Source organism: Halorussus marinus, from assembly GCF_004521895.1.
Classification (GTDB): Archaea; Halobacteriota; Halobacteria; order Halobacteriales; family Haladaptataceae; genus Halorussus; species Halorussus marinus.
The window spans coordinates 30738-43230 of record NZ_SBIR01000010.1; the positions used below are offsets into that span (position 1 = coordinate 30738).

General features: G+C 59.1%; 13 protein-coding genes and 1 pseudogene. 4 read left to right on the forward strand and 10 right to left on the reverse strand.

What is annotated here, in order from left to right:
- Window positions 1-6: 6 nt before the first annotated feature.
- From EPL04_RS13425 to EPL04_RS13445, 5 genes are all read right to left on the reverse strand, one after another.
- Window positions 7-996, reverse strand: a complete 990-nt coding sequence (locus EPL04_RS13425) for an ABC transporter ATP-binding protein (protein WP_134671711.1) — start codon at window positions 994-996, stop codon at window positions 7-9.
- Window positions 996-2108, reverse strand: a complete 1113-nt coding sequence (locus EPL04_RS13430; RefSeq protein ID WP_134671712.1) for a FecCD family ABC transporter permease — start codon at window positions 2106-2108, stop codon at window positions 996-998. The genes EPL04_RS13425 and EPL04_RS13430 overlap by 1 nt, the downstream gene beginning before the upstream one ends.
- Window positions 2109-2113: 5 nt before the next feature.
- A complete protein-coding gene (locus tag EPL04_RS13435; protein WP_134671713.1) occupies window positions 2114-3313 on the reverse strand; it encodes an ABC transporter substrate-binding protein in 1200 nt (399 codons plus the stop codon).
- A 110-nt stretch (window positions 3314-3423) separates the two neighbouring features.
- Window positions 3424-4290 carry a helix-turn-helix transcriptional regulator gene (locus tag EPL04_RS13440; protein WP_449272293.1) on the reverse strand — a complete coding sequence of 289 codons (867 nt, stop codon included), beginning with the start codon at window positions 4288-4290 and terminating at the stop codon, window positions 3424-3426.
- An 89-nt stretch (window positions 4291-4379) separates the two neighbouring features.
- The gene (locus EPL04_RS13445) at window positions 4380-4589 is read right to left on the reverse strand and encodes a hypothetical protein (protein WP_134671715.1); all 210 of its coding nucleotides are present in this window, start codon (window positions 4587-4589) and stop codon (window positions 4380-4382) included.
- Between the two features lie 255 nt (window positions 4590-4844).
- Here EPL04_RS13445 and EPL04_RS13450 point away from each other — a divergent pair, with 255 nt between their 5' ends.
- Window positions 4845-5123 carry a hypothetical protein gene (locus EPL04_RS13450; RefSeq protein ID WP_134671716.1) on the forward strand — a complete coding sequence of 93 codons (279 nt, stop codon included), beginning with the start codon at window positions 4845-4847 and terminating at the stop codon, window positions 5121-5123.
- An 83-nt stretch (window positions 5124-5206) separates the two neighbouring features.
- On the opposite strand, the gene EPL04_RS13455 is transcribed toward EPL04_RS13450, so the two are convergent.
- From EPL04_RS13455 to EPL04_RS13470, 4 genes are all read right to left on the reverse strand, one after another.
- Window positions 5207-5608, reverse strand: coding sequence for a PIN domain-containing protein (locus tag EPL04_RS13455; RefSeq protein WP_134671717.1), 402 nt, complete (start codon window positions 5606-5608; stop codon window positions 5207-5209).
- A gap of 2 nt (window positions 5609-5610) precedes the next feature.
- On the reverse strand, window positions 5611-5877 hold the full coding sequence (locus EPL04_RS13460; protein WP_134671718.1) for an AbrB/MazE/SpoVT family DNA-binding domain-containing protein: 267 nt from the start codon (window positions 5875-5877) through the stop codon (window positions 5611-5613).
- Window positions 5878-6068: 191 nt separating this feature from the next.
- Complete coding sequence (locus EPL04_RS13465) at window positions 6069-7103, reverse strand: twin-arginine translocation signal domain-containing protein (RefSeq protein WP_134671719.1); 1035 nt, start codon at window positions 7101-7103, stop codon at window positions 6069-6071.
- 261 nt (window positions 7104-7364) lie between these two features.
- Window positions 7365-7628, reverse strand: coding sequence for a hypothetical protein (locus EPL04_RS13470; protein ID WP_245154566.1), 264 nt, complete (start codon window positions 7626-7628; stop codon window positions 7365-7367).
- Between the two features lie 430 nt (window positions 7629-8058).
- Here EPL04_RS13470 and EPL04_RS13475 point away from each other — a divergent pair, with 430 nt between their 5' ends.
- The 3 genes and pseudogenes from EPL04_RS13475 to EPL04_RS13485 form a co-directional block, all read left to right on the forward strand.
- Window positions 8059-8679 (forward strand): helix-turn-helix domain-containing protein, encoded by a 621-nt coding sequence (locus EPL04_RS13475; RefSeq protein ID WP_245154567.1) that lies wholly within the window; start codon window positions 8059-8061, stop codon window positions 8677-8679.
- Window positions 8680-8799: 120 nt separating this feature from the next.
- Window positions 8800-10389 carry an oleate hydratase gene (locus EPL04_RS13480; protein WP_134671721.1) on the forward strand — a complete coding sequence of 530 codons (1590 nt, stop codon included), beginning with the start codon at window positions 8800-8802 and terminating at the stop codon, window positions 10387-10389.
- A gap of 191 nt (window positions 10390-10580) precedes the next feature.
- Window positions 10581-10997, forward strand: a pseudogene (locus tag EPL04_RS13485) (hypothetical protein); the annotation flags it as partial.
- Between the two features lie 189 nt (window positions 10998-11186).
- On the opposite strand, the gene EPL04_RS13490 reads toward EPL04_RS13485, so the two are convergent.
- Window positions 11187-12383, reverse strand: a complete 1197-nt coding sequence (locus EPL04_RS13490) for an outer membrane protein assembly factor BamB family protein (protein ID WP_167599477.1) — start codon at window positions 12381-12383, stop codon at window positions 11187-11189.
- Window positions 12384-12493: the final 110 nt, after the last annotated feature.

Here is a 12493-nt window from a genome sequence, read left to right on the forward strand (position 1 = left end):
TGTCGTTTACTCCGAGTCCGTCCCTTCGGTGTCTCCTCTCGGGATCGACTCCGACGCGCTCGTCCGGTTCGGGTGGTCCTCGCCAATCGGGTCCAACGGAACCACCACCGGACCGTGCTCGGTGTCGATGACCTCCGCGTCGATCTCGAAGACGTCGGCGAGGAGTTCTCGGGTCACGACGGTCTCGGGCGGGCCGCTGGCGCGGATCGTCCCGTCCTTGAGCGCGACGACATAGTCACCGTATCGCGCCGCCTGCGCGATGTCGTGAAGCACGAGCACGACGGTCGTCCGGCTTTCGTCCCGGAGTCGCTCGACTATCTGCATCACCTCGAGCTGGTGGTGGGGATCGAGGAACGTGGTTGGCTCGTCGAGCAGGAGCACGTCAGTGTCCTGTGCGAGCGCCATCGCGATCCAGACGAGCTGTTTTTGCCCGCCGCTGAGGCTCCCTACCTCTCGGTCACGAAGGTGTTCGATGCCGGCAAGCGAGATGGCCTCGTCGACGGCGTTCTCGTCGTGCTTGCCTGGTGACTCGAGAAAGCCGTTGTGCGGATAGCGTCCGCGCTCGACGAGGTCGTCGACGGAGATGCTAGCCGGCGAGGTGTTCTCCTGAGAGAGCAGACCGAGTCGGCGCGCGAACTCTTTCGGACCGAACGACTCCACGGTTCGCCCGTCGAGCAGGACGGCTCCGCTCTCGGGAGTGAGTTGACGTGCACACCCCTTGAGGAATGTGCTCTTGCCGCTCCCGTTCGGGCCGATTAGCGCGGTCACTTTCCCGGGCGGAACCCGGAGCGTCTCGCCCTCGATGACGGGCTCGTCGATCCCGGGGTAGCCGACGACGAGGTCGTCGGCCGCGAACTCGGAGACGGGGCCTCGATCGGCCCGAGCATCCCTTTCGGAGCCATCGAGGTCGCGGTTCCCCTCCTCCGAGTCGGCCGTCCCGTATTTCTCGTTCTCTCTCGGTTGGTCGCCCCGTTCGGGAGTTGATCGTTCGGCCATCAGACTTCACCCATGTCTTCGGTTTTGCGCATCAGATACAGGAAGTACGGCCCGCCGACGAGTCCGGTGATGATGCCGACGGGGAGCTGTATCGGGCTCAGCGCCAGGCGCGCACCCACGTCGGCTCCGACCAGTAGCGCCGGGCCGAGGAACAGACAACCGAGGAGGAGTCGCTCGGAGTCGCTTCCGATGATGTTCCGGACCATGTGCGGAACGATGAGCCCGACGAAGCCGATGAGCCCCGCAACCGCGATCGCCGCGGCCGTCGAGAGCACCGCGATGCCGGCGACGGCGAATCGCACCTTTTCGACCGGCATCCCGAGCGACTTTGCGGTCTCCTCACCGAGTACGAGTACGTCGAGTTCGCGAGTTACCAGGAAGGCGAGGGCCATCGCCAGCAGGGTGAACGGTAACGCGATCCGAACCTGCGCCCAGTCGGTGCCGAGTAGGGAGCCTGAGAGCCACGCCTGCGCGGACATCACCGTGCTGAGATCGTCGATGAAGAAAAACAGCGCCCGTTGGACGGAGCCGAACACGGTCCCGACGATGACGCCTGCCAGCACTAAGCGAACGGGGCTGGTCCCGTTCTTCCACGCGATGACGTACACCAGCAGGAACGCGATACCACCTCCGAAGGCCGCCAGCACCGGCATGAGCGGGAGTAGACCGGAGAAAGTCGTCAGGACAACGAGCACGACGAGACCCGCGCCGTCGCTCACACCGAGAATATAGGGGCTCGCGAGCTCGTTTCTGGTGATGATCTGAAAGATGGCTCCTGAGACCGCGAGGTTCGCGCCGACGAGGACGCCGACGAGGATGCGCGGCAGTCGGATGTTCCAGACGATGAGCTGTTGGCGAGTGAACCAGTTGGGGATGCCGCCTCCGAGGAGGAACGCCCGCCACGTCTCCGGAGTGAGAAGGATTTCGGGATCGAAGACGGTGTTCCACGCCTCTGGGAGCGTCAGCGGATAGGCCCCGAAGCTCACCTGTAGCAAAGTCGCACCCAGTAGGACCGCGAGGCTGCCGAGCGCGACGCCCGCTAGCTTCGAGTTCGCGTACCAGTCGCTGCCCGCCGCTCGTCGTTCCGCGAGCCTATCGAAGAACTTGGCCATTGGTCCTACAGGTCGCCGTTGATGATATCGAGGACGCGCTGTCGGTCAAAGAGTTGCTCTTCTTCGGACAGTTCGCCGACCGGGCCGGGCCACTCGCCGAACTCCTCGGGGTAGACCATCTTCGCGACGGCCTCGGTGGAAAACATGTCGACGATAGGGCCCATATACTGACCGCTGCTGCGGATGACGTTGCCCTCCTGAACGGCCGTGAGATCCTGTCCGTTTTCGTTGTTTTCGAACGGTTCGACGACGTTGGTGACGAACTGCTCGTGAGTGGAGAACGTGAGCGCGCCGACGGCGCCGATGTAATCGGGATCGGCTCGAAGGAGTTCCTCGTAGCCGATAGGGCCGTCGGGGTACTGCCCCTCGAAGGCGTCCCGTAATCCGACGCGATAGTATGACTTGGTGTTGTTGCCGAGGCGGTGGAGCGGAGCGACGCGGAACTGGCCGGAGTCAGGACGGACTCCCCGCCAGATTGCGGCGACGGTGGGTCGTTCGTCTTCCGGAGGCAGTCCCTCCTCGATGGTGCTCATGAGATCGTCGTGGAGGGATCGCCAGGCTCGGAACCGTTTCTGTCGCTGAAAGACCGTCGCGATTTTCTCGAAGGCGTCGTAGAGTGTGTAGGGGTTCGGGTCGTCGGAGACGGCGGCGGTCGGGGCGAAGCGAAGTGGAGTACCGAGGAAGGGACCGGTCTGGGACTCGATTTCCTGGTAATCGGACTCATCCCAGTTTGTGAACCGGGAGAGGGTCGATCGCGGAATGAGCCAGACGTCGGCGTTCGCCGTGTAGAAGTTTTCCTTATCGTAGCCGGACTCGGCGTCGCTGGCGAGCTTGACAACCTGGCTTTCGTCGAATTCGAGGTCGAGGAGGTCGTAGAACTTGAAGGGAGCGCGTTCGAGACCAGTGGTCGCGCTCGGATGAATGCCAAGCGCCATGCCGATATCGAGCATAGGGCCGGAGACGACGCCGTAGGTTTCGGGTACCTCCTCGAAGGTGTAGGGATCGTTCGGTTCGATGTGGACCGTGTACGGTGTTGGTCCCGAGGCTGTGGTTTCTTCGGCCTCCGTTTCGGTTCCGGTCTTCGTCCGGGTTTCTGTGGACTGTGCTGTGCTGTTCGATGCATCGTCGGTGTTTCCCGAACAGCCGGCAAAACCGGCGGCGATGAGGCTGGTACTGCTCGCGAGCAACTGGCGTCTGCGTACCATGTTCTTTAGGCTAGCCTAAAACAACTTAGTGATTCTCGCTGTTCAGTGTGACATACCGCGAACGGTGTTCGCGGCGCGTTAACCGTAACACGACGTGTTCGTTCGTCCCGTCAGTCTGCGTCGTTTGCCAGTTGACGGAGCGGGACTGCGCGGTCGCGGTGCTCACTGCATACACGATCGGCCCACGCCAGCACGTCGGGATGCGAACAGGAGATGATGTCGAAACCGGTGTCTTCGACCCGGTCGATCGTGAAGAACACGGTCTCGCCGTCGATGAGATCGACCGTGCAGGGAAGCCGTTCGTCGAGGCTGTAATAGACCGTCGAGTCGGTGGCGGCCTCGATCTCGCGCCACTTGGACCGAAGCGATGGGTCTTCAAGCATCGTCGCGGTCACGTCCGAGTCGAAGACGACTCGCACCTCGGATTCGGTTCCGTCCCGAATGTCCTGCTCGTGCGCGTACATCGGAAGCGAAGTGAACGTACCGACGATCGCCTCACAGGAGGAGCCGTCTTTGAGAGCGTTTGCGACGACGCGAGCGGCCGCGAACGGATCCGCGCTCTTCCCGCGGACGTGCTCGCTGTCGACGAGACACCGGAGATCGAAGTCGAACCAGTCGGTCGGCAGCCGCGAGACCAGATCGGGGTGAATCTGACCGACTGATACCGTTCCCAGTAGCCGGGCGAAATCACGGTAGACGAGTTCGCCGAAGGTGGTCAGCTCGTACTCGCGGTCGGCGTTCGTTTGCTCGACGAAACCCTCGTCTTCGAGGTCACCGAGGATGCGGCTCAGCGTCACTCGAGTTGCATCCATCCGTTCGCTTAGCTCCTCGCGGGGGCGGGCACCGTTGGCCAAGAGATCGAGCACATGAAGGCGGTGTTTCGAACGGGCAAGAAACGCTACAGATTCGACCGCGCCCTCGGCCAATCGTCCGTCACCCTCACTTGTCATTAATCCCTCCGAATTCGTGACCGTCATGAGACATCCGTAGTTATTTAGGTCGGCCTAAAACGGTTTCCAATCTGGACTTTCCGGCGACTCAGAGTCGAAGCGGTTCGCACGGTCGCTTACTCCTTCAGCACGATCTGCTCGCGCGGAATCGTCTCGCCGGATTTCTGATCGTAGACTTCCCAGAACTCGGGGTCGACGTCCAACTGGTTCGCGCAGGCCCGACACCACATGTGGTTGTTCGTCATCTCCCACGAGGTGTGGCCGTTCGGACACCGATACCGCCACTTCTGGGACTGCTTCGTGATCTGCACTTGAGCGACTCCCATGCGAGCAATTTCTACCGAGGGTTAGGTAATAAAGAAAGCTCGATAGTACAGTGAAAGTGAAAGTAACAGGTCAGCGTATCGATGATGACAACGATGAGAACAGGGGCCACACGTTCACACGTAGGTCGACGAAGAGGGTGTCATAGAACGACTCACAAGATATTCTTTGCACCCACAACTGAGTGAATCAGCCGTTTGCACGAGCGTGCGAATTTATCACCCGGATTTTTCGTTCTGCACTCGGTATCGGTGGCTATGGACTGGATAACGCTTCTGGTTATTGGACTATTTGCTCTTGCGTGGCTTATCACACTCTATCAATCATGGACGGAGGACTGGACTGTAAGTCGGACAGTTGGAATGCTTGTGTTCCTCAGTGGTGCATCCATTGGAGTGTTTTATCACAATTTCCTCTCCACTGAGTCCTCGCTCCTCCCGTGGATCGAACCAATTGCCGCCGTAATTATGCTCGTTGGAATAGTCATCGCGTTTTGGAAACCCAGCGGAGACAATCGGTCAGCCGAACTACGATAGATGGACGCTCTGTATCTACCGATTCACTCCGTGACGACTGAGGTGTATGAGAACTGTTCTATGACACCCTCCGATGAAAGCAGTTATTCGGTCGAATCGGGCTCCAGCGGAATGCGATCGAGGCCAACGGTGTCGTAATCGCGTTCGCTCGAAAGGACACGTCCGTCGCCAGTAGTGACGAGTCCGGCGTGGAGCGCGTCGAATGGTGTCAGCTCGTACTCGTCGAGGAACGTTGCGGCGGCCAGAACCGTGTCCTCGTGATGTTCGGGAACGATCGGGACGAGCTCCAGGAGGTTGGTGATCGCCCGTGTCGGGTCGATTTCGTACTCTGCAGCTTCGCGGTCGTAGAACAGCACCAGGACCTCGGCGTACGCGAGGATCGAGGTATGGACGTCGTCGCGTTCTTCGAGGGCTTGAACCGCCGCCTCTTGGAGCCAATCGTCGTCCTTCACCAGCGCGGTGAGGAAGTCGGTCTCGACGTACACAGCTACTCCTCGGTGTCTCGCGACCGGCTTTCGCTCTCCTCTCGAACCTCCTGAGAGATGGCCTCGCGCGCCTCCGTTTTCAGATCGTCAGTGTCGTCCCCTTCGAAGGCGTCACCGACGGCGTCTCGAAGCCCTTCCAGCGGATCCTCATCGACGGGAAAGAGTGCGATGTGGCTCGGGAGTTCAACGATACGGTACTGGTCGCCGAACCGCTCTCGAACGTCCTTCGGGAGGTAGATTCGTCCTCGTTCGTCTGTGGACTTCGACATGGCGTACGTCATCTATGGACGGGAATACGCTAAAGTTTTCCCACAGATATGATTACCTTCCCGTAAGTCGAGTTTTGCGTACTCGAACTCACATCTCGTCTCGGGTACCGCGACGAGTTTTCGTGATACTACACTTTCTGTAGTCCAGACCGACGACTCGACGAGAGCTCTGAAAAATAAAGACGCGGATGTTACGAGGCGTTGGTGTTCGAGCTGCCCGTCACACCGCTTTCGGCGCCCTCGTTCTTCGCGGTCACTTTGAACGTGGCCGTCGTCGAGAGAATGCCGACGTGACTGTCGGCGTTCGCCTGCAGGTTCGAGTACGGAATGCCGTCGGGGTTGTTGAAGTTCGTGTTTCCGTCCTCGCCGTTCATCACGATCTTCGAGTTGCCGCCGTCGATGTCCGAAGGCTGGATCCCGTCTAGCTCGGCGGCCAGCTCCTCCTTGGAAGCACTCGAATCGAGGCTGGTTCGGCTGGCTGCCCACGATTTGTTCGGACGCTGTAGCTCAAACGTGTATCGGAGGACGACTTTCGTATCGTCGCTCTTGCCGTCCGTCTCGTGATCGAGGACGCTCGTATCGGAGGCTGCACCGTAGTACCCGGAGTCGATGTCCGGATAGTTGTTCTGGAGCACCAGCCCTTCGTCATTGACGAGGAAAGCTTCCGCCTCGGAAGCACTTCCCACCGAGACACCGTTCATGTAGGAGCTTTCGGATGCGGGCCCGTAATTGCTCCAGTCGGCACCCGAGTAATCGGGGTTCCCGTCTTCGTCTGCGATAACGAGTGGGCTCGCGGACTCGTTCGGGGGAGTTCCATCATCGAACCGGTCGTCTTGATTGAGAACTTTCACGAGCGGATGCTTGAGGGTGTACTGACCGGTCGTCCCCGACTCGGCTTTCAGGTAGCTGTTGTTCTCGGTGCCAGCCGGAAGCCACGGGGTAGCCCGGTAAATAGGGACGAACCCCTGACCGCCGACGTTGGCTTCGATCAGGAAGAACACTTTCGCGACCGCGTCGTCGAGGTTTTTCCACGAAACGTCGAACTGCGGATTAGTGGTGACCTTACTCACGTCACCACGGTCGTTTTGGACGGTGGCCGGACTGCTTGCGGTAATCGAGATGTCGGAAGCTGCGGCGCCACCGGACATTGCAAGAATGCCGCTACCACCGATCGCCGCCGCCGCGCCTATACTCCCCGTCGTCTTGAGGAACTTTCGCCGTTGCATCGTTTTTCCGCCGGTATCGAACCGACATCCCAGTCGACAATGCTCCGCCTAATGATAATAAGCTGCCAGAAAACTGTGTTAAGGTGCCTAAAGAATCCTCTTACACTCTTAGAGAAGAGTTAGGATGTGCGTACTATCCGAAAGTAGATGCCATCTTACTCGAGGTCGTTCGGTTCACTAACCATCCGGCTGGCAGATCGTACTCATGGGAAACTCGTCGTCGCAAGAATCAAACGCGGTAAACCCGAAGAACGCGCTCCATCACGAATCTCCTACAGACCATCTGATTTCGGCCTTAACGGGAAGATCGTCAGTGTCCAAAATCTCGGCAATCTCCTCGGGCGTGACGCTCCCTTGCTTTTCAGCACGCTCCATGAGCTCAGTGAATGCACCGGTCGGAACGGCGGTGGTGTCCCCTCGCATTCGCAGATAGAACTCGGCCGCGCGATCGAGCGCCTTGCTCTTGGTGTTCTCGCCGGTCGCCTCTTGGAGGTTGTCGAGTCGTCGTTCGCGCGAGTCGGTCATTCGGAGTCGCATATTTTTGCACACGACCTCCAGATTCCTAGTTTTATCGGGTAACTGAAGCAGGTGGAGTTTATAAAAGAGGTTTTGAGCCCCGGCCTGATCGACGCGGTCGCGGGGTGTGCGGTGCGGCGCGCGCGCAGATTTGCACACGTAGATCGCGAATGATGTGTGCAATTTCGGGGATCGATTTGTGTCGTCTTACAACCCCCGGTGGTCGTGCTCAAACTTGATTTCACAGCGTTCAAAGAATAGATGTCTCAGGAAATCCGTGCCCCTGAAGCTGTCGCTGCGTTACCAGTTGTTGCAAATGCGATTTCTTTATTCAAGATGTACTGCGGCATCCCGATACTAGTTCGTGAAAATCACCGGGCCTTGTTTTACGCTCCGTCGGCTCGAAGTGACCAACATGAGTCTCGTCTGTGAGTTCGAGTTGGAGTCCTCGGACCTGCCGCTGTGTGACACGGCGGCCGAACTCGACGCAATGCTCACGGTCGACAACGTTATCTCCGGAACGAGCGGCCAGCCCGCACTCGTGTTCTCCGTGACCCGGATCGACCCGGACGACGTCGAAGCGGCCCTGCTGCGCGATGACTGCGTCGTCGAGTTCGTCGCCATGGAGTCGGCCATCGTCGAGTCCCGGTACCGGGTCGCCGTCGACACGCCACACGTCGAGACGTACGCGGCCCTCGTAGACAGGCAGACGTACCCGATGGGCGCGTTCGTGACTGAACACGGGTGGAAGGTCAGCACGGAGTTCGCCGACCGAACCGACCTCGAAGCGTTCCATGATGTCTGCCAGCGCGACGCCATCGACTTCCAGCCCCACCGTCTCTGCACCGCAGACCACTCACCGAACGACTACGGGCTGACGCCTCCTCAGCGTGAAGCCCTGTTAGCCGCCTACCGGCACGGATACTTCGACATCCCTCGGACAGCCGACCTCGCGGAGGTCTCGGCGGAACTCGACGTGACCACGTCCGCGCTCTCTGAGCGGCTCCGTCGTGGTACGCGGAAGCTCGTCGATCACACAGTCGCCAGCTCCGAGCAGTGACCGCGAGCTGCCCCCGACCGACTGCCGTCCGCCAACACGACATCCCCCATAAACGGCTGGATATATGTCGGGAACGGTTACCTGTGACTCGGGCGTAGCAGTACGTGAGGAGATCCAACGATGACAATCCATGAGCAGCCACACGTCGCGGACCGGCACGCCCACTTCGTCGGTGGCGGTATCGCTTCGCTCGCCGGCGCAGCGTTCCTCGTTCGGGACGGGAACATGCCGGGCGAGAATATCCACGTCTACGAGAAACTGGACGTCACTGGCGGCGCGATGGACGGCGCTGGCGACCCGGAGGAGGGGTACCTCATCCGGGGCGGCAGGATGTTCAACTACCCGACCTACGAGTGTACCTGGGACCTCTTCGAGACGATTCCGTCCCTCGAAGACGACTCGCGGTCGGTCAAGGACGTGATGGACGAGTTCAACGACGCGAACCCCTCGCACGCGGAGACGCGGCTGATGTACGAGGGCGAGCGAATCGACGCCTCGGAGTACGGGCTGACGGACCAGCACCGGCAGTCGCTGGCCAGACTGCTGCTCACGCCCGAGGCGAAACTCGGGGACACGCGCATCGAGGAGTGGTTCGACGAGTCGTTCTTGGAGACGAACTTCTGGTACGTCTGGGCGACCATCTTCGCGTTCCAGCCCTGGCACAGCGTCGCCGAGGTCCGGCGGTACATGTACCGGTTCCTCCACGAGTTCCCGCAGCTACACACGATGGAGGGCGTTGACCGGACGAAGTACAACCAGTACGACTCGATGATTCTCCCGCTCCGGCGCTGGCTCGAAGACCGCGGTGTCAACTTCGAGTACGGCCACGAGGTGACGGACATGGACATCGTCCCGTCTCGGAGAGGGCGGACCGTCGAACGCATCTACTGTGAGACCGACAGCGGGACCGAGTCCGTCGAGGTCGACGCGTCGGACCTCGTGTTCGTGACGAACGGGTCGATGACCGACGGGTCGTCCATCGGCGGGATGGATGAAGCCCCCGAGCTGAACGAGACCGGCGCGTCGTGGGAGCTGTGGAAGTCCATCGCCGAGGACAACCCCCAGTTCGGGAATCCGTCGGTGTTCGCGGACAATATCACGGAGACAAAGTGGGAGTCGTTCACCGTCACCCTGCACAACACCGAACTGTTCGACCACATCGTCGAGTTCACCCAGGAGGAACCGGGCAACGGCCTCGTCACCTACCTCGGGTCGAACTGGCTGCTGTCGACGGTCGTCGCCGGCCAGCCGCACTTCGAGAACCAGCCCGACGACGTGAAGGTGTTCTGGGGGTACGCGCTGTTCCCGGATCGCGAGGGGAACTACGTGGAGAAACCGATGTCCGAGTGTACCGGCCGCGAGATTCTCGAGGAGTTGTGTTACCACTTGCAGTGCGAGGACCAACTCCCAGAGATGCTCGACGACGTGACCTGTATCCCGGCGATGATGCCGTTCATCACGGCGCACTTCCAGCCTCGGGAGCCCGGTGACCGACCCGAGGTCGTCCCGGACGGTTCGAACAATCTGGCGTTCCTCGGACAGTACGCCGAGCAGCCGCGTGACGTCGTATTCACCGTCGAGTACTCCGTCCGGTCAGCGATGACCGCCGTCTACGACCTGCTCGACCTCGACGAGACGGTCCCGCCGGTGACCAAGCACTACCGGGACCCCGACGTCCTCGCGGACGCCGTCCGCGCGGCATACCGCTGACCGCGGTTAGGCCTTCACATACGGTTTCTCGAAGCCCTTCGAGAAGTTCTGGGTGATTCCCCTTGAGGAATTCTGCGTCGGCTGATAGTTTCTCTTCAATCCGAGAACGGATTTCTGAGATAGCCTGATACCAACGGTTCCCACCCTCTTTATCAGCAAGCAACTCCCGATCGCGTTCCGTGAGGAACCCCCTGGATGGCCTTCAATTCGGCGGGAAGCCTAACTACGGCTACGGCATCACGCGGCCGAAAGACACGCAGGTCGTGGACCTGGAGGCGTTGGACTACTCCCGTCTCGAAGACGGCAAAGCGTTCATCCTCGAACTCGTGACGCCGTTCGTGCTGGAGTCGGAGTACCCGAACGCTCACGACCAGGACGTGCCGTGGTGGTGGAAAGAGGATCGCCGTGATCTCCGTGAACGCGAGGAGAAGGTGCTGGAGCAACGCGAGGTGTACAAGCTCCAGACGGTGGATCACGGGCAGGTGGTCGCCTACGAGGGCGACCGCCCGGTGGAGACCGCGAAGAGCCGCATACTCCGGGTCGGCAGTCACTCGAAGTACGGCTTCGGAGAGCTCCGAGTGAAGCCCGTCGAACCTCGCTCGAATTAGTGTCAGAAGCCCGATAAGAAGACGAAGATCACCGGGTGAGATAACTCATGGGTGACGGGAGAATCGGCACGAAAAAATCACGTCGAAGACTGGATAAAGAAATCGCATTTGCAACAACTGATACGTAACGAGATCTTATCCTCCACCGAAAGTGTGAGAAGGATTTAAAATCTGGTGCCTACTGGGCGCTTATTGTTCCTGTTCAGTAAGCGCATACAGAGTATTTCCAGAGCCGATATAGATTCGTTTATCCGCTATCGCTGGCGAGGAATGTATTCGTGACCCGAGCTGGAAATCCCATTCCCGATCACCGGTGTATGTCTCAAGTGCGTGTAGACTCCCTCCGGTAGTTGCGAGATAAACTGTTTCATCGGCTAGTGCCGGTGACACCGGTATGCCTGAATTCAGAGGTAAGTCCCAGCGTTGGTCTCCGGAATCTCGAGTTATTGCGTACACATTCCTTGTATAGGCGTCGTGGTAGCTGCCAATATATACTAAATCCTCGGTCACTACTGGCGACCCCCATACCGGGCCACCGGTATCGAAGGACCACTGCTGATCACCTGTTTCGGCCGCGACTGCGTACACACTGTGATCCCCACATCCGAAATAGACTGTTTCATCTGCGACTGCTGGTGCTGAATTTATGTAGCTCTCAGATGCGACGGACCACTGTTTGTCCCCAGTAGCAACATCCACAGCGTAGAGATGATAGTCCTCACTTCCGAAGAACACCGTACCATCAGCTACTGCCGGAGAAGCCGTGATAGCATCGCCAGTATTGAATACCCATTGTTTGTTTCCAGTAGCGGCATCGATCGCATAGAGGTTAGTATCGTCGCTTCCGATGTAGACTGTGCCATCCATTACTACCGGGCTAGTCTTTACTGGACCATCTGCACTGAACGACCACTCTTTGCTTCCGGTAGTCGCATCAAGAGCATAGACAGTAGTGTCATTACTTCCTACATAGACAGTCCCATCTACGACCGCTGGAGAGGATTCTATGGAACTATTTGTCTTGTACACCCATTGTTCCTCACCGGTAGCCGCATTCACCGCATAGAGGTTCTCATCGTTACTCCCTACATAGACAGTCCCGTTCATAACTGCCGGCGATGAATGTATATCTTCGTCTGTCTCGAAGGTCCAATATTCGGTGACTTTTCCCGAAGGACCAGATTCTGTAGTTGTTCCCCCATTGGCCGGATCAGACTGATACATTGGCCAACCGCTTATTTCGGGTTCCGTTTCAGTCTCGGTCTCTGTCTCGGTTTCAGTCTCGGTCTCTGTCTCGGTTTCAGTCTTAGTTCGCTCTCTTGTTTCCGTAGCTACGTCTTCTGGGCTTACGGTCTCCTCGGCTGGAGAACTGTCATCAGAAGACATGCAACCACTTATACTGCAAGTACCAACTAATCCAAGATCTCGGAGCCACTCGCGACGTGTCCGCCGTACCATATAACAGCTAGTTGACTATCGAGCGTGTTAAACTTAGT